The 19,786-nt window shown below is 67.0% G+C and carries 16 protein-coding genes; 5 read left to right on the top strand and 11 right to left on the bottom strand.

Translation table 11 applies throughout. From position 1 onward, the window contains the following. The first annotated feature begins 73 nt into the window (after positions 1–73). Complete coding sequence (locus GS424_RS15090; RefSeq protein WP_160941285.1) at positions 74–643, top strand: helix-turn-helix domain-containing protein; 570 nt, start codon at positions 74–76, stop codon at positions 641–643. A 4-nt stretch (positions 644–647) separates the two neighbouring features. Here GS424_RS15090 and GS424_RS15095 read toward each other — a convergent pair whose 3' ends face one another. The 4 genes from GS424_RS15095 to GS424_RS15110 all read right to left on the bottom strand — a co-directional run bounded on the left by GS424_RS15095 (position 648) and on the right by GS424_RS15110 (position 4,900). Further along, positions 648–1,241: a M48 family metallopeptidase gene (locus GS424_RS15095; protein WP_160941286.1), complete on the bottom strand. Its 594-nt coding sequence runs from the start codon at positions 1,239–1,241 to the stop codon at positions 648–650. Continuing rightward, a complete protein-coding gene (locus GS424_RS15100; RefSeq protein ID WP_160941287.1) occupies positions 1,238–2,593 on the bottom strand; it encodes an MATE family efflux transporter in 1,356 nt (451 codons plus the stop codon). The genes GS424_RS15095 and GS424_RS15100 overlap by 4 nt, the downstream gene beginning before the upstream one ends. A 9-nt stretch (positions 2,594–2,602) precedes the next feature. Next, complete coding sequence (gene rsmI / locus GS424_RS15105) at positions 2,603–3,454, bottom strand: 16S rRNA (cytidine(1402)-2'-O)-methyltransferase (RefSeq protein ID WP_160941288.1); 852 nt, start codon at positions 3,452–3,454, stop codon at positions 2,603–2,605. A 117-nt stretch (positions 3,455–3,571) separates the two neighbouring features. Next, a complete protein-coding gene (locus GS424_RS15110) occupies positions 3,572–4,900 on the bottom strand; it encodes a helix-turn-helix transcriptional regulator (protein ID WP_160941289.1) in 1,329 nt (442 codons plus the stop codon). Between the two features lie 346 nt (positions 4,901–5,246). On the opposite strand from GS424_RS15110, the gene GS424_RS15115 reads away from it, so the two are divergent. Continuing rightward, positions 5,247–6,962 carry an FAD-dependent oxidoreductase gene (locus GS424_RS15115; RefSeq protein WP_160941290.1) on the top strand — a complete coding sequence of 572 codons (1,716 nt, stop codon included), beginning with the start codon at positions 5,247–5,249 and terminating at the stop codon, positions 6,960–6,962. Between the two features lie 65 nt (positions 6,963–7,027). Beyond that, a complete protein-coding gene (locus GS424_RS15120) occupies positions 7,028–7,840 on the top strand; it encodes an alpha/beta hydrolase (protein ID WP_160941291.1) in 813 nt (270 codons plus the stop codon). A 306-nt stretch (positions 7,841–8,146) separates the two neighbouring features. Here GS424_RS15120 and GS424_RS15125 read toward each other — a convergent pair whose 3' ends face one another. The 3 genes from GS424_RS15125 to GS424_RS15135 all read right to left on the bottom strand — a co-directional run bounded on the left by GS424_RS15125 (position 8,147) and on the right by GS424_RS15135 (position 12,451). Next, positions 8,147–8,374, bottom strand: coding sequence for a 4Fe-4S dicluster domain-containing protein (locus GS424_RS15125; protein ID WP_160941292.1), 228 nt, complete (start codon positions 8,372–8,374; stop codon positions 8,147–8,149). A 51-nt stretch (positions 8,375–8,425) separates the two neighbouring features. Next, complete coding sequence (locus tag GS424_RS15130) at positions 8,426–10,612, bottom strand: FAD-dependent oxidoreductase (protein WP_160941293.1); 2,187 nt, start codon at positions 10,610–10,612, stop codon at positions 8,426–8,428. A 402-nt stretch (positions 10,613–11,014) separates the two neighbouring features. Then, positions 11,015–12,451 carry a helix-turn-helix transcriptional regulator gene (locus GS424_RS15135; RefSeq protein WP_160941294.1) on the bottom strand — a complete coding sequence of 479 codons (1,437 nt, stop codon included), beginning with the start codon at positions 12,449–12,451 and terminating at the stop codon, positions 11,015–11,017. Between the two features lie 224 nt (positions 12,452–12,675). On the opposite strand from GS424_RS15135, the gene GS424_RS15140 reads away from it, so the two are divergent. Continuing rightward, complete coding sequence (locus tag GS424_RS15140; protein WP_160941295.1) at positions 12,676–14,175, top strand: aldehyde dehydrogenase family protein; 1,500 nt, start codon at positions 12,676–12,678, stop codon at positions 14,173–14,175. On the opposite strand, the gene GS424_RS15145 is transcribed toward GS424_RS15140, so the two are convergent. After that, a complete protein-coding gene (locus GS424_RS15145) occupies positions 14,172–15,635 on the bottom strand; it encodes a DHA2 family efflux MFS transporter permease subunit (RefSeq protein ID WP_160941296.1) in 1,464 nt (487 codons plus the stop codon). The two genes, GS424_RS15140 and GS424_RS15145, sit on opposite strands and share 4 nt — an antisense overlap. 130 nt (positions 15,636–15,765) lie before the next feature. On the opposite strand from GS424_RS15145, the gene GS424_RS15150 reads away from it, so the two are divergent. After that, positions 15,766–16,347 (top strand): TetR/AcrR family transcriptional regulator, encoded by a 582-nt coding sequence (locus GS424_RS15150; RefSeq protein WP_160941297.1) that lies wholly within the window; start codon positions 15,766–15,768, stop codon positions 16,345–16,347. Between the two features lie 91 nt (positions 16,348–16,438). Here GS424_RS15150 and GS424_RS15155 read toward each other — a convergent pair whose 3' ends face one another. From GS424_RS15155 to GS424_RS15165, 3 genes are all read right to left on the bottom strand, one after another. Continuing rightward, complete coding sequence (locus GS424_RS15155) at positions 16,439–17,572, bottom strand: alpha/beta fold hydrolase (RefSeq protein ID WP_160941298.1); 1,134 nt, start codon at positions 17,570–17,572, stop codon at positions 16,439–16,441. A gap of 42 nt (positions 17,573–17,614) precedes the next feature. Beyond that, entirely contained in the window at positions 17,615–18,037 is a 423-nt protein-coding gene (locus GS424_RS15160; RefSeq protein ID WP_101723535.1) for a helix-turn-helix domain-containing protein, read from the bottom strand. Between the two features lie 235 nt (positions 18,038–18,272). Then, on the bottom strand, positions 18,273–19,670 hold the full coding sequence (locus tag GS424_RS15165) for a helix-turn-helix transcriptional regulator (RefSeq protein WP_160941299.1): 1,398 nt from the start codon (positions 19,668–19,670) through the stop codon (positions 18,273–18,275). Positions 19,671–19,786: the final 116 nt, after the last annotated feature.

The following is a 19,786-nucleotide window of genomic DNA, read 5'->3' on the forward strand; positions in this document are numbered from 1 at the left end:
ACGTTCTTTCCTTGCGCGCCGTTTTCCGCGATGATGGGCGTGCCGCATCGAGCCGACGCGAAAGGAACGAGCCATGCAGGAATCCATCGGAAGAAGAATCGCCCAACGTCGTCTGGCGAAAGGGATGACGCAGGAGCGCCTGGCGCGCGAGATGGGCGTGAGCGCTCAGGCGGTCAGCAAGTGGGAGAACGATCTGAACTACCCCGACGTCACGCTGCTTGCCCCGCTCGCGAGGCTGCTGGAGACGACCGTCGACGAGCTGCTCACGGGAGCTGCGGCATCGGCGGGCGCGCCGGCCGAAGGCGCAGCGGACGCCGCCGCCGCGAGCGAACCCGCGGCGGCAACCCCAACAACTGCGGCCGATCCGACGTCCCGCCCGTCGACCGCATCCAAGAACGCCTGGGTCCACATCCAGGTGACGGGCGGGCGCGAGGGCGACAACGTGGACGTGTCCATACCGCTGTCCATCGTCAAATTCGCCGCCAACGTGGCCCTCGCCCAACCGGCGATCGCGAACAACACGGCGCTGGAAGGCTTCGACCTGGAGGCCATCCTGCGCGCCGTCGAGGAGGGCGAGCTGGGCACCATCATCGACGTGACCGACCACGACGAGGGCGAGCGTGTGAGAATCTGGGTCGGGTGAGCCGTCACCGCAGCTTCGCGCGGCGGGCGCGCCAGTCGGGCATGAACGTGTCCATGAGAGCCTTGAAACGGGGGCCGTGGCCGCGTTCCAGCAGGTGGCACAGCTCGTGCACCACCACGTATTCGAGGCACTCGGGCGGGTAGAGCGCGAGGCGCACGTTGATGCAGATGCGGCCCGTGGACGGCTGGCAGCTGCCCCACCGGCTCGTCATGTTGCGGTACGCCAGCTTGCCCGCCTTCACGCCCATGATGGGTTCCCACGCCTCCACGAGCGCGGGCACGCACGCCTCCACCACGGCGCGCCACGCCGCCACCTGCTCCGGCGCAGCCTCGGCCGCCACGGCGGCCGGCGATGCGGCAACCTGCGCGATCTTCGCGTCGATCCACGGACGCTTCTCGCGCACGAACCGCTCCACGTCCCGATCGCGCACGTACGTCGGGGCCGACACCTCCACGAAGCCGCCGCTGCGATGGATGCGCAGGTTGAGGTTCTTGATGCGCTTGCGCGTGAGCCGCACGACCAGGCCGTCCACCACGAGCTCGACGGGCGGCTGCGACGCCTGCGTTTGCGTGCGCCCCGAGCGCGCCCGCGGGCTCATGGGGCCACCGCCCGCTGCTCGCGCGAGCCGCGCACGAACCTCACGAGGAACGCGGCGGTCAGCGCGAACGTGGCCGCCTCGGCCGCGGGGAACGTGGCCCACACGCCCGCCATGCCGAACAGCGCCGCCAGCAGGGCGGCGAACGCGAGCATGGCCGGGAGCCCGCGCACGATGGAGATGGCCAGGCCGCGCGCCGGCTTCTCCACCGCGCTGAAGAACGCCGCCGCCACGATGTTCGCGCCCGCGAAGAAGTACCCGAGGAAGTACACGCGCATGCCGTCCACGGCGAGCGCGGTGAGCTGCGGGTCGTTGTCGCGGTTGAACGCGAGCGCCAGCGGCTCGGCGGCGAGCGCCACCGCCGCGTACGTGACCGCGGCGATGACGAGGGCCGTCAGCAGCGCCAGGCGCAGCACCGCGCGCACGTCGCGCGTGCTGCCGCGCGCGTACGCGTTGCTGGCCAGCGGTTGGATGCCCTGGGCGATGCCCACGAACAGGGCGTTCGCCACGAACGCGAAGTTCGCCACCACCCCGTAGGCCGCCACGCCGATGGTGCCCTCGAACGCGAGGATGACGAGGTTGAGCACGAGCAGCACGAGTCCGCCCGACAACTCCACCACGAACGACGAGAACCCGAGCGCCGCGATGTGCCCCACGAGCTGCGCGCGCAGGTGCAGGCGCACCGGGCGAAACGTGTTGCGCTTCTTGAAGAAGTGGATAGACAGCACCGCCAGGCTCATGAGCGGGGCGAACCCCGTGGCGAACGCCGCGCCGAACATGCCCCACCCGAACCCGAAGATGAACAGCGCATCGAGCGCGATGTTGCCGAGGCTGCCCACGAGCATGGCCGCCATAGACAGCTGCGGGCTGCCGTCGTTGCGCACGAACGGCAGCAGCACGTTGTTCAGCAGGAACAGCGGGGCGAACGCGAAGATGGTGCGCAGGTACGTCTCGGTCAGCGGCAGCGTCACCTCGTCGGCGCCGAGCAGCGACGACATCGGCGATGCGAACGCCTCCACGACCACGAGCAGCACCGCCGCCGCGACGGCCGCCATGACGAGCGCCGTGGTGAACACGCGGTTCGCCCCCACGCGGTCGCCGCGCGCGGCGCACACCTGGAACTCGGTGGCAGCGCCGATGCCCAGCATGAGGCCCGTGGCCTGCAGCACCGTGTACAGCACGATGGAGAAATTGAGCGCGGCAAGGCCGTCCGACCCCACCCCGTTCGCGATGAAGAACGTGTCCGCCAGAATGTACGCCGACAGGCCCACCATGCCCAGCACGTTGAGCGACACGTAGCGCGCGAACGGGCGCGCCATCGACGAGGCTCCGGCTATGCTCGCTTCGCGTGCCACGCCCGCCGCCTATGCTCCCAGCGCGATATCGTACGCGGCGTTGCGCGCGATGCCGAACTCCTCGGCGATGGCGCGCGCGATCTCCTTGTTGCGCGCGCCCGCGGCCTTGAGCTCGACGGCGCGCTCGCGCGCGGCGGCTTCGGCGTCCTGCTCGGCAGCGGCGTCCTCGGCGGCGCTCGGGCCGTCGATCACGAGCACGATCTCGCCCTTGATGCCCGCACCCTCCTGCTCGCGCGCCGCGAACACGTCGCGCACCTGCGGCAACGGGCCGCGCACCACTTCCTCGTGCAGCTTCGTCAGCTCGCGGCACACGGCGATCTCGCGATGCGGCAGCACGGCGGCGAGCGCGTCGAGCGCCGCCACGAGGCGGTTCGGGCTCTCGTAGAACAGCAGCGCCGCGTCGAGCGCGCGCAGGCTTTCCACCGTGGCGCGCCGCTCGGCGTCCTTGCGCGGGAAGAAGCCGCCGAAGTAGAAGCGCGGGTTCGCGCTGCCGCTGGCCACGTACGCCGTCGCGACGGCGGTGGGGCCCGGCAGCACCTCCACCGGCACGTCGGCATCGCGCGCCGCGCGCACGAGGCGCAGCCCCGGGTCGGACACGCCCGGCATGCCGGCGTCGGAGCAGTAGGTGATCACCTCGCCCGCACCGACGCGCTCCACGAGCGAGGCCGCGCGCTCGCCGATGAGCGCTTCGTCCAAGCGCTCGATCCGCTTCTCGATGCGGTAGGCGGCCAACAGCTTGCCCGTGACGCGCGTGTCCTCGGCGCACACGGCGTCGGCCGAGCGCAGCGCCTCGAGCGCGCGCTCGGTCATGTCGCCCAGGTTGCCGATGGGCGTCGGGCAGATGATGAGCTTGCCAGCCATGGAGGTCCTTCCGCGTCGTGCATTTGTCGTGCCGTCCATTGTCGGGCATGCAAGCCCCCTTGGCAAACGCGCGCCCCACGCTCTCGACGGAAAGGGCACAGCCGAGAACGCAGAAAGCTATGCGCCTACCAAATCCTGCAACTCGCGCTTGCTGTGCACGTCGAGCTTCGCATACAGATGCTTCGTGTGGCCCTTGACGGTGCTCTCGGCGATGAACAGCGTCTCGGCTATGTAGGCTTTCGAGCGCCCTTTGCATATGAGCTGCATGATCTCCAACTCGCGCGGGCTCAAGCCGCGCCGCGCGCCCAAAGCAGCGCATCTCTCGTCGATGGACGAGAAATCCTCCGGCTCAAGACTCCGCGCGTTCAGATCCGAGAACAAGAACCGCATGCCTGAATCGCGGTCGCTCAAGCACACCGCGATGACGACGGCCATCGCATACATGAGCACGAAGGCCATTTTGTAGTCGTCATACTGGCCGAGCGAGAACGCGGCGGCCAGCACCGCCCCGCCGAACAACGGCACCGTATAGGCCAACCATCCGCACGAGAACGCGAGCACTGCCCCCAAGTCGCTTCTGCGGGAAATGTCCGCACATGTCAGCCAAACGAACAGCGTGATGAAGTTGAAGGACGCCGATATGAGCGCGTCCTCAAAGCTCACCTCCCCCACCAGCACGTTCAACAGCAACACGGTGCCCAAGGCGAATAGGATGAACCGCCATAGCTGCGCGAAGTCGAACGATCGCTTCCAGCGAAACACCCACAAAAGCACGCACGCGGAGAATGCGACCTCAACGGTTCTGCCGATGGCGAACAACAGAGGAGACGAGGTTTCAGCCGGGCCTTTGAACAGCGAGAGCAGAACGGCATTCGCCAGGCTGAACGAGACGATGACCGCCGCAACCTTCCAGAGGCCGAGGTAGCTTTTCGCGTGGAACCGAATGCGCGGGCGCTCGCTGCGCGGCACGTTTCCCACCGATCGGAGCAAGCACCAAGCCGACAGCAAGGGCAAACAGGCTATGACGGGAACGACGACGGGCAGCGGGAGGAAGAACAGGAGCATTTTCGCCACAGAAGCGACAATGCCCCCTCCGAACAGGTACGCGACAGCAGCCTTCACGTCCACCAGCGACAGGAACACGCCCCATTGCACATAGGCGCACGCCACGCCCACACCGCCTACAACCAGCGATGCCGCCGCAAGCCCCTGCGCAAGCGCTGCCGGACAGATGGCCGTCGCACCCGCAAACGCCGTGGACACCGCCATAAGCCCCGCCGCCGCCCATGCAGGCGCCGGGCCAACCAGTCTCGCACCGCCAACCGGCAAGCCGGCATGGCGGCGCCACAGCGCGCCGACAATCGCAACAAGGAACACGATCGACATCACGCCGAACAGCCACTGCCACGTCATCGGAACGGGCAGCGGCCCGAAGTTGTTGCTCATCCAAAGACGCCAAACGTACAGCGTCCACAATCCGAAGTAGAACCACCGCAGAGAAATCCCGCTCGGGTGCGCCGAGGATCGCACGTCCTTCGCACGTTGCAACGCATCCGCCCGCTCACGCACGGCGATCCCCTCCCTTTCCCCAAATCCTTCCTTCCAGTGTAGCGCTTTTCACCCATCAGGAGCCTCTTGGGCGCGCGGAATCGAAAACACCCCTTTTCGGGGGAGGGTCGCACCCCCTTCCGGAGCTGGCACGATGCGAATGCGCCACCCATGATAGGCGACGGGTCCAAGCGTATCGGAAGCCGAGCCCCGGCATCAAACCAACAAGGAAGGGGAACGAATCATGCAGTACAACCCTAGCAGGCGCACGTTTTTGAAGTCCACCGGCGTCGTCGCCGCCGGAGCGGCCGGCGTGGCGGCGTTCGGCCTCGCCGGATGCGCGCCGAACGCTGCCGCCAAGGAGGCGGACGCAGGCGCAACCTATCCCGACGGCTTCTCTGCGGAAGACTTCAAGGATTCCAGCGTCGTATACGAGCCTATAGACTCCTTCGCCGACGAGAAAACCTACGACATCGTCGTGGTGGGCGCAGGCACCTCGGGCATGCCGGCGGTGCTGACCGCACTCGAAGAGGGAGCGAGCGTCGTCTGCCTGCAAAAGGAGTCCACCGCCATCGCCCAAGGCGGCGGGGACGGCGGCATATGCCTCGAGGCATCTACCGAGGCAGGAGTGCTCATGTGGCTGCAAGAGTGGCGCAAATCCTGTAACTACCGCGTGAATATGGACCTCGCCCGTTTCTTCGCTTACCATTCGGGCGAAACGTCCATGTGGATGGCCAAGCAGTCCGCAGCGGCCGGATACGCTCCCGCCGACTCGTGGTCGCTGCACTTCGACTTCCCTGACGGCAACTACGTAACCCAGACCAAGAACGCGTTCGGCGTGAAGCCCGAGAACAACGGAAATCTGGTGCGCGCGCTGGCCGATTACGCCGAGTCGCTCGGTGCAGATATACGCTACAGCACACCGGGCGTGCAGCTTATCAAGGACGGGGATCGCGTCACCGGCATCGTCGGAAAAGCCAAGGACGGCTCCTACATTCGCTTCAATGCGAACAAAGCCGTCATCCTCGCCACCGGCGACTATCAGAACAACAAAAGCATGGTGAGCAAATTTGCTCCCGACCTCGCACGCTTCACCTGCAAGCAGTCGAACAAAACCGGCGATGGTATCCTGATGTCGGCAACGGCGGGCGGCCACATCACCCCGGTCGGCCACAGCAAGCAGATGCACGATATGGACGCCGGTCCGTACATGATGATCGACATCCCGTTCCTCGCGGTCGACGAGAATGCGGAGCGGTTCATGAACGAAGAGACGCCCATGCATTATTGGGACGAGACGTTGCGCTTCCAAGGCGCTGAAGATCCCGGGAAATTCTGCCGCATCTTCGACAACGACTACGTGGAGACGGCTACCGCCTGGGGATACAAGCCGACGGATCGCGATTCGCTTTTGAAGTACGTTCCCGGTGCCGTGGAGAACCCCACCGGCGTGATCAAGGACCTCGTCGACACGCATCGTTGCGACACCCTTGACGAGTTGGCAGAGGAGCTGGGCATACCTGCGGACAACCTCAAGAAGAGCGTCGAACGATACAACGAGCTGTGCGAGCAGGGTGCCGACACCGACTTCGGCAAGCAGCAGCAGTACCTCGCGCCCATCGTCGAGCCGCCGTTCTGGGGCATCCACCAATGGATCCGCCTCACGGCCATGTGCTGCGGCATTACCGTCGACGGTAATTACCAGGTGGTCGATAGCGAGAACAATCCTATCGCCGGCCTGTACGCCGTCGGATTCGGCGCGGGCGACCTGTGCGGCGACGGCGATTGGTCGCTTTACATGGGGAATATGTCGTGCGGGTCGTGCATGACTTCCGGACGCTATGCCACCATCCATGCCCTCACCGGAGATCTCGTGCCCAGCAAGCCCGCGAACTGGGACGAGACGAAGTCTGCCGAAGGCTATCGCAAAGACGACTGGCTCGTCGAGCACGACGCTTAGCAATCGCGAGCGCTTGGGTGCGCTACAATGTCCCCAGCATTTCGACCCGAGAGAAGGGAACGCGCATGCAGCAGCAACTCACGAAACAGACCGCCGAAGGCTTCCTGTTGGTCGGGCGCATCGACGCGCCGGAGCGGCCGAAGGCGGCGGTCGTCATCGTCCACGGCCTGTGCGAGCACTTCGGGCGCTACGACCACGTGGTGGAACGGCTGCTGGAGGCCGGGTACGCCGTCGTGCGCTTCGACCATCGCGGGCACGGGCGCTCCATGGGCAAGAAGGTGTGGTACGACGACCGCACGCAGATCGTGTCCGACACCGACCTGTTCGTCGAGGAAGCGCGCGCCCAGTTCCCCGGCCTGCCGCTGTTCATGATCGGCCACTCGATGGGCGGCTTCGGCGCCGCCAGCTACGGCACCGCCCACCCCGGCAAGCTGGCCGGCTACGTGCTGTCGGGCGCCTGGACGCGCGACCACGCGGGCCTGGCCTCCGGTGCGGTCGAGGAGGGGCTCGACCCGGAAACGTACCTGCCCAACGAGCTGGGCGACGGCGTGTGCTCCGACCCCGCCGTGGGCGAAGCCTACCTGGCCGACCCCTTCGTGATCAAGGAGTTCTCGGTGGCGCTGCTGCGCGCCGTGCATGACGGCCATCTCTGGCTGCGCGAGCAGGCTGCCGCGTTCGCCGATCCGGTGATCCTGCTGCACGGAGGCGACGACGGCCTGGTCAGCCCGCAGGACAGCATCGACCTGTTCCGCGAGGTCTCGTCGAAGGACAAGTCGCTGCGCATCTACGCCGGCCTACGCCACGAGATATTCAACGAGTTCAAGAAGGATCGCGTCATCCGCGACGCCGTCGAGTGGCTCGACGACCACGTGGGATAAGGCACCGCACTCTTCGCGCCAACCGATCTGGGCACGCCCATCAACACGATGCCCACCCTTTGCCATCATGCGAAGCGCACGGAACGGCAAAGGGTGGGCGCAAAACGGCACCAGTGACAAAGTCGAACGCTCATAAAGACGGCGGCGGCGATCTGCGTCTTTCGCCACCTGGGCTTTCGCATGCGGTAGACGCCTCGAAGCTCATCCGACGCATCCCAAAATTGTCACCGGTGCCGTTTTGCGCCCAAACCAGCGCCTGCGCCGGGGAGGGATCGGCGCAGGCGCTCGGGCGTTTGCCGGACGAGATCAGCGGCCGGCGTTGACAGCCGGGCCGGTTTGCTCGGTCTGGAAGCCCAGGGAATGGCTGGGGCAGTTGAGCCAGCATTGGCCGCAGCTCATGCAGTTGTCAACGTAGGCGATGACCGACTTGTCGTGCTCCTCGCTGAAATACATCACGTCCATGGGACAGATCTTCTCGCACATCCTGCACGTGCTGCCCTGGCACAGGCTCAGATCGTTTCGAATGACAGACATGTTCATGCTCCTTCCGAAGATGAGGGGTTCGCTTGCCGTGCGGACGGGCCCCTACTTCTTTCCGTAGTCCTCGTTCTGGCCGCCGCCGACGACGGTTTCCACGCCGTTGTAATGGGTCAGGTTCTTCTTCTGCTCCTCGGTGCCGTAGGTCAGCATCTCCTCGGGCGTAACCAGCACGGGATAGCGCTCGGTGTAGCTGAGTGACAGGTCGCCCTTCCACTCGTCCGGCTCCTCCACCTGGCCTTCCACCATCGCGCCGTCCTCGCCCTTCGTGTAGGTGATGAAGTGCAGGAAGTTCGCGTCGTCCTTGAACGGGTAGTCGGTGCGGTAGTGCAGGCCGCGGCTCTCCTTGCGGGCGAGGCCGGCTTTCAGCTTCATCTCCATGGCCAGCAGCTGGTGCTCCACCTCCATGCACAGGCGCAGGTCGTGGCCGTTCTCGGCGATCATGTTGCCCGACGCGATGCCCTGCAGCCGCTTGACGTCCGACAGCGCGCTGGACAGGCTGTCCTCGGACTTCGCGACGGTGATCCAGCCGGGGGCGATGATGCCGAACAGCACGTTGCGCACCCACATCGGCTCGTAGCCGCGCTCGCGCGTCTGCGGGGCCATCATCCGGTCGGTGACTTCCTGCACCTTATCGGCGGGAAGAGAGGCGTCCGCGACCCCCTCGTCGTCGATGTACTTCGCCGCGGCGTTGCCGACGATGTCTCCGACGATGGACACGAAGCTCGACATCGAGCCGCGCTCGTGGCCGTAGTTCGGGCCGGACATGTTGGCGGCATGGGTGCCGTCGCCCGCCACCCACAGGCCCGGGATGCCCGTGAAGCCCTCCTTGTCGTCGACGCCGCACCACACGCCGGCGATGCAGTGCATGGGCATGCCGGGTGCCGCGCCGAAGCAGTCGCCCACCGGCGAGGGGGAGGTCCACTTGCCGATGCGCGGATCGCTTTCGTCGCCGCCGGCATGGGCGACGGACTGCGAGGCGGCCTCGGTGATCTCCACCTTGCTCCAATCGCCCCGGTAGAAACCGTATTCGTACGTCGCCTCGCGCCCTTCGAAGATGAGCTCGGGTGCCTTGAACTCGGCGCTGGCCACCGTGCCGCCGGTGGGCCAGATGTTCTCGGAGTACTGGAAACCGCAGTTCACCTGGATGTTGCCGGGGGCGTAGCTCGACGTCTGGTGGAAGTCCTCGAACTCCATGCCCGTGATGGGCAGACCGTGCTGGTAGCCCATCCACAAGCCGTCGAACGTGTCGCCGCCCAGCGGGTAGCCGGCGGGCTTCACGCAGCCGGAGCCCGTGCACATGCACACGGCCTTCGCCGCGATGGTGAGGGGCGTCGAGCTGCGATAGTGCAGGCCCACGGCGCCCGCCGCGCGCCCGTCCGCCTCGATGACGTCGGCGATCATCACGTGGTCGAGAATGGTCACGCCGTTGTCCTCGAGGATCTTCGCCAGCACGCGATGGCGGTCGTGGGAGAGGTTCGCCTGATGGTAGCCCCAGCGGTCGTCGTGGAACACGAGGCCGTCCCGGTAGTACGCGCCGCCTTCGGCATCCACCGCGCGGTCGTGCTCCTCGATCCAGCCCCATTCCTTCAGACGGTCGAACGCGCCCTTGGATTCGCGTGCCCACAGCTCTTCCCAGTCGAGGTCGGAGAAGTACACCGACTTCACCTTGTGGTAGTCGCGCCAGGTTTCGAGATCGATGTCCTTGTCGGGATCCCAGTACGCCGTGCAGCTGGGCCAGGCGGACAGGCCCGAGTAGCCCGGACAGCTCTTGTCCACGAGGATGACGCTCTTGCCCGCCTGCGCCGCCGCCACCGCGGCGTTCGTGCCCGCGAGGCCACCGCCGATGACGAGGACGTCGCAGGTATACGCGGTTTGCTCGGGCGCCGGCATGACCGGCGTGGCGTACTCGGTGTTCAGCGGCAGGTACGTCTTGTTGGCCTCGTCGATGTCGAGCGCCACCGCGCCCTTCCGCTCCGCCACCTCGGTTGCGCCTCCGGTCGCCTTTCCCGCCGCGTCGTCCGACGCGGCCGCCGCGCCCGTGTTCGCGGCGGGGCTGCAACCGCCCAGCGCTCCCGCGGCGGCCGCCGTGCCCGCGAACGCGCCGACCACTTTGAGGAAGTCCCTGCGCGAAACGTGGCTGATGCCCGGCTCCACCTGAACGCCCGACTCGGCGAGCGCGCGGATCGCGTCGTTTCTGGCCTGGCCGTCGGCTTCTTTCCCTTTGATGCCCATAGTGCCCTCCTTCAAGTCCCGTGCCCTCGCCCCGCTTCCTCGTGCGAACGCGGAGCTGCTTGCTGACCGGAGTATTACCGGGACGGGCTCGTTTGGACAGCGACCGTTTCGGAGTATTTCGCGAAAATGCATCGTCACAAAGTGATGATAGGGAAAAAACGGACGTTTGAACTGGGGGTTCACGATGCACCGGTGTCGGCACCTTTTGGCTTGCGCGGATGCAGACGACTCGGTACAATGACAGGCGAGCCGCAGGGAGCTGTTGACTCCCCACGGCTCTCGGACTCGCTTCGGCGGTTCGGATGTTATTGCTGTCCCGGTTCGTCCCCTTGTCGGGACGACCGGGATGAATCTTTCGATCGCACTTGAACGGCGAGCGCGACCGCCCCGCTGCCCTAATCGCTACGATGCCGATGCCCGCTCGCCCTCGGCCGCAACGGCACGATCGGCGGCGCTCAACAGGTCTTGCTTGTTGTGCACGTCGAGCTTGGCGTAGATGTGGCGAATATGGGTTTTGACCGTGGTCTCGGAGATGAACAGCTCGTCGCCGATGTAGGGCGTGCTGCGGCCCTGGCAGTACAGCACCGCGATCTCGTTCTCGCGTTGGGTCAGGCCCGCGCCCTCGAAGTAGCGGGCAAGCGCCTGCGCCCGCACCGCGACCGCGTCGGCCGCCGAGCCGCGATCGGGCGACGCCGTCGCCCGCCGCATCGCCACGAACAGCACGACCGCCGCCGCCAAGGCGATGGCGGCCAGCACGCCGGCGGCCAGCTTCGACACGAGCGTGCCGTCGTCGGGGAACAGCGCCGTCAGCGTCATGGCCGTGAACCAACCCAGCCGGTGACACACCATAACCGCGCCCAGCACCACGCCGAACATGAACACCGGCGAGACGGATTTCGACATGGTGGCCTGCGCGAGATGCAACCATATCAGCATGTGCAGCACGATGGCGCCCACGCCCATGACGAGGAACAGCGGCCCGGGGAACACGCCCAGCAGCAGCGTGACGAACGTGATGGCCACATACACCACGTACAGCACCGTGAACAGGGATTCGAGCCGCTTCGAGGAGGAGCGCGCGCTGCCCGCGATGAGCAGCGCGATGCTGATCGCGAAGATGGCCAGCATCGTCTCGCCAGAATCGCGCATCACCTGCCCGTTCGCCAGCGCGTAGGTTTCGAACACGCCGTAGCAGAACAACAGCAGCGCCGAGCCCCCGAACACGAACAGCGTGGACCCTTGCAAATCGAACAGCGCCACCACCCAGCTCGTGGCGCGCTCGTGCCCCAGCGAGCTCCGGATGGAGGCGCGGGCCACCGGCTCTCGGCGATGCAGCAGCAAGAACAGCGCCACGGCCACCGCGAACACCATAAGGCACAGCTCCTGGATGTGCATGTAGCTCATAGGCGAGAACACGCGCAAGAGTCCCAGCAGCAGCGCCGCTCCCGCGAAGCCCAGCAGGATCACCCGAAACGACGTCTTCGTCGATCGGTACGTGGCGACGCAGCCCGCCATGATAGGGCACAGCCCCAGCACGCATCCCATGATGACGTTCATGGCGGGAAGCTCCGCGCCGATGGCGTCGGGCAGCACCGCGTAGCGCGCCAGCAGCAACGCCACGAACAGCACGAGCACGTACCACAGCTTCAAGGGACGGAAGTACGCCACGGTCGCCGCCCCGAACATCGCCACGACAGCGCTGACGGACACCACGAGCGTGGACTGGACGTTGCCCCCGATGACGGAGTACTGAATGAAGTAGATCGACGAAAAACAGCACGCCAGAGCCGCAACCGCCAGGCCCATCGAGACGTACGCCACCCACACCTCGCGCTTCATGCGGCCCTCCCTCCGCCGTCGCGCAGCCCCTCAAACCGCGCTCCTGCCATCTTGACGAATGGGCAGGGTTTTAGCAAGGGGACGGCGCCCGGCGCGCTGCGGCATACCACCAGGCCCTCAAAACGCTTCCATGCCAGCCGAGCAACCGTTCGTTTCGGGGCGCAAGCACCGCGCGGGACGCTTCCTATACTGGGAGCAAACCCGCGAGAATCGGAGGCTTCCCCATGAGCGCATCCCCCACCGCCCCAAACCCAACCGCTCCCCGTCCCTACGACGGCCTCGACAAGCTTTACATCGCCGGCACCTGGCGCGACGGCGGCAGCGGCGAACAGGCCCAGGACGTGAACCCCTACAACCAGGACGTCCTGGCCACCCACGTGCTGGCCGATCGCGCCGACGTCGACGACGCGTACGCCGCCGCCGAGCGCGCCCAACGCGCGTGGGCCGCCGCCGCGCCTGCCGAGCGCGCCGGCGTGCTGCGCCGCGCCGTCGACCTCTTCGATGCGCGTCACGACGAGCTGGTGGCATGGTGCCAGCGCGAATCGGGCAGCATCCGCGCGAAGGCCGAGTTCGAGGTGGGCGCAGCGCGCAACATCACCGAGGAGGCAGCGTCGTTCCCCTACCGCGTGCACGGCGACATCTTCGCCTCCGACACGCCGCACAAGGAGAACCGCGTGTACCGCCAGCCGCTGGGCGTGGTGGGCGTCATCAGCCCCTGGAACTTCCCGATGAACCTGTCGAACCGCTCGGTGGCCACGGCGCTGGGCTGCGGCAACGCCGTGGTGCTCAAGCCCGCCAGCGACACGCCCGTCACGGGCGGCTTGCTGCTGGCGAAGATCTTCGAGGAAGCGGGCCTGCCGGCCGGGCTGCTGTCGGTGCTCATCGGACGCGGCGGTGAGATCGGCGACTACTTCGTAGAGCATCCTGTGCCGAAGCTCATCACGTTCACCGGCTCCACCGCGGTGGGACGTGGCATCGGCGCGAAAACGGCCGGCGGCAAGCACATCAAACGCGTGGCGCTCGAGCTGGGCGGGAACTGCCCGCTCGTGGTGCTCGACGACGCCGACGTGGCCCGCGCCGTGGACATCGCCATCATCGGACGCTTCCTGCACCAGGGGCAGATCTGCATGAGCACGAACCGCATCATCGTGGACGCGTCGCTCGTCGACGAGTTCACCGAGCGCTTCGTCGACCGCGCCGCCAACCTCGTGTGCGGCGACCCGCTCGACCCGAAGACCGACATCGGCCCCATCATCAACGACGCGCAACTCACCGGCCTGCTGAGCAAGATCGAACGCGCGCAGCAGCAGGGCGCCGAAACGCTGCTGGGCGCCGAGCCCGACGGCCTCGTGCTGCCGCCCACGGTGTTCGGCAGCGTCGACCCCACCTGGGACATCGCCCTGCAGGAGAGCTTCGGCCCCCTCGCGCCCATTATCGCGGCGCACGGCGAGGACGAGGCGCTGAAGTTCGCGAACATGAGCGAGTACGGCCTGTCGTCCGCCGTCGTGGGCGGCGACGTGGAGCGCGCCACCGCGTTCGCGCTCAAGATCGACGCCGGCATGACGCACGTGAACGACATGACCGTGGCCGACGAGCAGCACGTGCCCTTCGGCGGCGAGAAGAACTCGGGCCTCGGCCGCTTCAACGGCCGCTGGATCCTCGAGGAGATGACCCGCACCCACTGGACGAGCGTCCAACACGCCCCGCATCCCTACCCGTTCTAGGAATTCGACGTCGCCTCCTGGTCGCGCGTCGGCTGGACCAGCGAGGCGGCGTCGGCGCTGCGGGGCTTGCGCAGCACGAACAGCGACGCGACGAACGCGAGCGCATTGAGCACCACCATCGTCCCGAAGGCGGCGTCGAAGCCCGCCGACGCGCTGCCCGCGGCGCCGGCCTGCGCGGCCGACGACGACACGCTCACCATGATAGTGACGAACACGGCGGTGCCCAGCGCGCCCACGATGGAGCGCATCGTGTTGTTCATGGCCGTGCCGTGCGGGATGAGCGCAGGCGGCAGGCCGTTCATGGCCGCGGTGGTCAGCGGCATGGACACCATCGATTGCCCCGCCATGAGCACGGCGTAGGCCGCCCCGATGTACGCCATGCCGCTCGCGGTTTCCACGTGCGCCAGCAAGAACGTGCCCGCGCACACGAGCGCGAGACCGACCGGTGCCAGCACGCGCGGCCCGAAGCGGTCGAACACGCGGCCGTTGATGGGCGACAGCACGCCCATCACGATGCCGCCCGCCATGAGCGTCATGCCGGAATCGAGCGCCGAGAACCCTGCCGTATTCTGCATGTACATCGGCAGCATGGTGGCGGACCCCATGAACGACGCCCACGCCAGCACCACGAGGACCATCGACACGGTGAACGTGCGCGACGTGAACACGCGGAACTCCAGCATGGGCGTTTCCAGCCGAAGCTGCCGCACCACGAACCACGCGAGCGACACGACGGCCACCGCCAGCGTGCCCAGCAGCACCGGGTTGCTCCAACCCAGCGTGCTCACCATGCTCAGGGAGTACAGCAGCCCGCCGAAGCCGAGCGACGACAGCGCCACCGACAGCGCGTCGAGCCGCGGGTTCGAACGCTCGGAGACGTTCCCCACCACGAAGAACGCCACCACGACATCGACCGCGATGATGGGGAGCAGCAGCAGGAACAGCGCCTGCCACGGGAAGCTGTCGACGATCCAGCCCGACAGCGTGGGGCCCATGGCCGGGGCGAACGCCACCACGAGGCCGAAGAAGCCCATGGCCGTGCCGCGCTTGCTGGGCGGGAACACGGTGAACAGCACCGTCTGCATGAGCGGCATGGTGATGCCGGCGCCCAAGGCCTGCACGATGCGGCCGGCCAGCAGCATCTCGAAGACCTGCGCGCTGGCGCACAGCACCGTGCCCGCCGCGAACAGCCCCATGGCCGTGAAGAACAGGGCGCGCGTGGAGAAGCGGCGGATCAGGTAGGCCGTGATGGGCACCATGATGCCGTTTGCCAGCATGAACGCCGTGGTCAGCCACTGTGCGGCGCTGCTTTCGACCGAGAACACGCCCATGAACGTGGGGATGGCCGTGGTCATGAGGTTCTGGTTGAGGACGGAAATGAACGAGCCCACCATCATGACGGCCACGATGGCGATGGCCTTGCGGGGGATCTTCGTCGGTGCGGAATTCGCTTGCTCCATGGTGCGGCTCCTCAGCGTTGCGCGATCGCCCCGCATGCGCTAGTATAAACGGATAACTCTCCGGATATAGTAAACGGAGTACTCTCCGTTTGTCAAGGGACAAGGTACGCTTCGAGCGAAAGGATCGACGATGACCGAGCAGGCCCCGCGCCGCGAGCGCCAAGACGCCGTGAAGAACCGCGCCCGCATCCTCGAGACGGCGCACGACCTGTTCGCCCGCTACGGCGTGGAGAGCGTCAGCATGAACCGCATCGCGCAGGAGGCCGAAGTGGGCGCCGGCACGCTGTACCGCCACTTCGGCAGCAAGAGCGACCTGTGCTTCGCGCTCATGCAGGACCACCTCATGACGCTCGCCGACGAGCTGGCCGCGCTCGCGGCCGCGCGCGACGACGCGCGCCCTGAGCTCGAGCGGATGACGCTGCGCTACCTCCAGTTCAAGGAGCAGAAGATTCCCCTGTTCAAGGGTATGGAGCAGTCGGCCCTCAGCGCGGCGGGGCCGCTGCAGAGCCCGGTCTACGAGCGGCTGCACGAGCCCTTCGCCGCCCTGTTCGAACGCGCGGGCTGCGACGACGCGCCGTTCCGCGCCGACATGCTGCTGGCCGCGTTCATCAGCGGCTCCCCCGAGTTCCAGCAAACCGCCCGGGGCCTCTCCCTCGAGGAGTTCGCCCGCAAAACCTGCGAGCTGTTCCTCCCCCGCGCGCCGCAGGCGTAAGCCGCACGCCCGCGAGCCGGCGCGATAAGCAGTGCGATGCGAACGGATGTTTCACGTGAAACATTCCGGAGCGTCCGGCGGGGCGTCCTTTTCAGCCGCGGCTCGTGGAACGAGCGGCCCCGACGGCGTCCACGGCCTCGATGAACGTCCGGGGCTTCTCGTAGTGGATGTCGTGGCCCGATTCGACGACCGTCGTCTCGCAGTTTGCCACGAGCTGCCGCACGCGCGCGGCGTCGTCGTCGGAGTTGGCGGCAAACAGGGTGCCGTCATCGCCGTAGTTCGTCTTCGCCTTGAGGTACACGGTGGGGCACGCGATGCGGCTCAGCACCTCGGCTTGGTCGACGCCGTCGAACCAGGAGCCGTCGTAGAACGTCTCGCTGAATCGCACGTCGAAGTCATCGTAGAAGTACAGGCCGCGCACCCAATCGTGCGGCACCCACGCCAGCGTGAGATGCGCGTCGGGCCGGGCGGCGCGCTCGGCCTCCGTCCACGCGGCGATCTGGGACTGCAAGCCGCCGAACAGGCCGAACAGGTAGCTGTGCTGCGCGTAGAACACAGCGGGGTCGGCCACTTCGTCCTGGTTGAGGAAGGCGTGCGTCACTTCGAATGCGTCCTTCCATACGAAGCAGCCGGGCTCCTGCCGCATCTCGTCCGGCGTCACGCGGAAAAACGGCGGATCTTCCAGCACGCACCCCGTCACCCGCTCGGCGTCGTTGGCGGCCAACCAGGCGGCGATGACGCCGCCCGACGAATGGCCTGACACGAGGTACGGGCCGCCGATCTCCTGCGCGACGAAGGCCTTGAGCGCCTCGCCGATGGCCTGGCACGAGTAGAGCGCCTCGTCATGGCTCGACTCGCCGTGGCCGAAGCAGTCGACGGCGAACACGTGGTAGCGTGCGGCCAGGTCGGGCAGCACGCGCGCGTAGTCCTCCCACTGCATCGACTGGCCGTGCACGAGCACGAGCGCCGGGCCGTTGTCGGGGCCCTCGGCGTAGTTGACGGTGGCGATGGCGGCGCTGCCGGGCGCTTCTTCGCCACGCACCAGCACGCTCACCTGCGCCTGCTTCTCCACGAAACCGGCCGCGTACGCCTTCGCGAGATCGCGCTCCTCGCCGTGGCGGTTGGCATCCACGTACCACGCCAGCGCGGCCGCGATGCACACCGACAGCACTCCTACGACGACAGCTGCGATCATGCCGATCCTCCTCTTCCCAACGGTGCTCATGCGTCCTCCTCGCCTCGGAGCCCGCGCCGCCGGGCGGCGGGGCTATCGGTCGACCATGGTGCGGAGCATCGACACGCGGTCCATGAACTCGTCGGCTTTCAGGATGGCGAGACCCTGCTCCTCGTCGCCCAGCACGAGCAGCGCGTCGCCGGCCTCGATGCCGAACAGCTCGCGCGCCTGCTTGGGGATGACGATCTGCCCGCGCTCGCCCACCGTGACGGTGCCGAACAGGTGCTTGCCGCGCGGCGGCATGGGCAGCACCGTGCCCTGCGGGTCGTAGTCCACGAGCGCATCGAGCGACACGTCGAGCGCGCGGGCCAGCGCTCCCGCGTTCACGAGGTCGGGAGCGGATTCGCCCGTCTCCCACTTCGTCACGGTCTGCCGCGACACGCCCAAGCGCTCGGCCAGCTGCTCTTGCGTGAGCCCGATCATCTTGCGCCTGCTCTGAATGTTCGAACCGATCATGGTATTCATACTCCTTGCCACCTATGGTAAGCCGCCGACCGGCCCCGATCCACCAACCGATGATGACACGAGCCCGAACCCCTGTCGCGTTTCGTTGACAAACCGGGCGGACGCCCCTCCCCGCATCGGTCCGCAGCAAGCTACCGCCCGCCGCTCCACGCCGCGGCCACGCAAGCAGATTCCGAACAAATGTTTCACGTGAAACATCCGCCGGGGCCTCGTCCGCCGGAAGCACCTACGCGCGGGCGGCTTCCGTCTCCACGAGGTCGAGCAGCTCGCTGCGGTTGTGGACGCCCATCTTCGCGTGGATGTGGCGCAGGTGCGTCTTGAGCGTGTTCTGGGAGATGAACAGCTCGTTCATGATCTGGCCGTTGCTCTTCTTCTGCGCCGTCAGCTCGAGGATCTCGCGCTCGCGCTGCGTCAGCCCGTGCTCGTCGGCCAGGCGGGCGCACGCCTGCGCCAGCAGCTCGAAGTACGCCGTGTAGTCCACCTCTTTCGTGCGCTGCTGCCGCATGAAGAACAGCATGAGCAGCGCCACGAGCCCGAACAGCAGCGCCGACGACAGCAGGTGCAAGAACAGCTCCGAGAGCGGCACGAACACCAGCATGAGCAGGCCGCCCACCACTTCGCCGGACTGCACGCACGCGTAGGTGACGCCCACGACCACGAGCGGGCTCGCGCCGTTCTCGGACGCGTAGAACGCGTCGAACCCCCAGCACACGATCAGGAACAGCGAGAATCCGGCCGCGTGGATGAGCGAGGCCACGTACACGTCGAACAGGTACAGCGGAATGGACACGAAGCTCACGGCGAAGATGCCGACGATCACCATGATGAACGACTGCGACGAGCGGATGCCGCGCCCGAGGCCGAACGCGAGCAGCGCGAGCGCCGCCACGAGCGTGCTGAGCACCTCGATGTCGAGCGAGCCGCTCGACGTGCGCGTCACCAGCGTGCGAACGATGCCGTGCGAGGCCGAGAAACAGACGGTGACCAGGCAGAATTGCTTGAACGTGATGACCGGCGGCCTGAGGTTCGCCACCGGCTCGAGGGAGGCCGGCTTGCCCGACGATCGCGCGCACGCCCACAGCAGCAGACCCGACGCCACGTTCAGCGCGAGCGCCGGAACCACGAGCGCGACGTTCGGCACGAACGCGTGCACCAGCAGGTACAGCACCGACCCCACGAGGAACTCCGAGGCCAGCAGCACGATGATGATCCCCGGCTTCTCGCCCAGATGGGCCCCGATGAAGATGCAGAACGCCACGCCGTTGCCCAGCCCCAGCAGCACGGTTGCCGCGAAGCTCAGCTCGTCGGAGCCCGTCCAGCCGGCGTACGCGCCCACCAACAGCGCAACCAGCAGCAGCCCGAACCCGCTCAGGTACCACCACCCCGACGCGGTCGTTCGACCCGCGCGGCGCGAGACGAGCACGAACGCGGCGCACGACACGATGGACGCCGCCACCGCCACCATCCACGACCAACCCTGCCCGAACGACGAGATCAGGCTGGCATCGGACGGCGATGTCCAGAACGTGAGGAAATGGCGGCACACGAAGCACGAGCCCGCGACGACGAGCAGCAGCTGCTCCTTGAATATGCCCTGCGCATTCTGCGTCTCCCGTGCGGACAAAGCGCTCCCCTCACCCGGATCGAAATCCCGTCCCCACCAACCTATCCTTCTCCTCTGCCGATTATAGTCGCAGAAGGGCGCGCCGCAGCCGGAACCTCCGCCCGAATCCGTCACCC

It is taken from the genome of Eggerthella guodeyinii, from assembly GCF_009834925.2.
Classification (GTDB): Bacteria; Actinomycetota; Coriobacteriia; order Coriobacteriales; family Eggerthellaceae; genus Eggerthella; species Eggerthella guodeyinii.

Excerpts from the sequence above, each read along its gene's own strand:
- GS424_RS15115 (WP_160941290.1), top strand. The coding sequence starts at position 5,247 with ATGCAGTACAACCCTAGCAGGCGCACGTTTTTGAAGTCCACCGGCGTC.
- GS424_RS15135 (WP_160941294.1), bottom strand. The coding sequence starts at position 12,451 with ATGAAGCGCGAGGTGTGGGTGGCGTACGTCTCGATGGGCCTGGCGGTT.
- GS424_RS15145 (WP_160941296.1), bottom strand. The coding sequence starts at position 15,635 with ATGGAGCAAGCGAATTCCGCACCGACGAAGATCCCCCGCAAGGCCATC.
- GS424_RS15090 (WP_160941285.1), top strand. The coding sequence starts at position 74 with ATGCAGGAATCCATCGGAAGAAGAATCGCCCAACGTCGTCTGGCGAAA.
- GS424_RS15095 (WP_160941286.1), bottom strand. The coding sequence starts at position 1,241 with ATGAGCCCGCGGGCGCGCTCGGGGCGCACGCAAACGCAGGCGTCGCAG.
- GS424_RS15160 (WP_101723535.1), bottom strand. The coding sequence starts at position 18,037 with ATGATCGGTTCGAACATTCAGAGCAGGCGCAAGATGATCGGGCTCACG.
- rsmI (WP_160941288.1), bottom strand. The coding sequence starts at position 3,454 with ATGGCTGGCAAGCTCATCATCTGCCCGACGCCCATCGGCAACCTGGGC.
- GS424_RS15140 (WP_160941295.1), top strand. The coding sequence starts at position 12,676 with ATGAGCGCATCCCCCACCGCCCCAAACCCAACCGCTCCCCGTCCCTAC.
- GS424_RS15120 (WP_160941291.1), top strand. The coding sequence starts at position 7,028 with ATGCAGCAGCAACTCACGAAACAGACCGCCGAAGGCTTCCTGTTGGTC.
- GS424_RS15155 (WP_160941298.1), bottom strand. The coding sequence starts at position 17,572 with ATGAGCACCGTTGGGAAGAGGAGGATCGGCATGATCGCAGCTGTCGTC.
- GS424_RS15150 (WP_160941297.1), top strand. The coding sequence starts at position 15,766 with ATGACCGAGCAGGCCCCGCGCCGCGAGCGCCAAGACGCCGTGAAGAAC.
- GS424_RS15130 (WP_160941293.1), bottom strand. The coding sequence starts at position 10,612 with ATGGGCATCAAAGGGAAAGAAGCCGACGGCCAGGCCAGAAACGACGCG.
- GS424_RS15110 (WP_160941289.1), bottom strand. The coding sequence starts at position 4,900 with ATGAGCAACAACTTCGGGCCGCTGCCCGTTCCGATGACGTGGCAGTGG.
- GS424_RS15125 (WP_160941292.1), bottom strand. The coding sequence starts at position 8,374 with ATGTCTGTCATTCGAAACGATCTGAGCCTGTGCCAGGGCAGCACGTGC.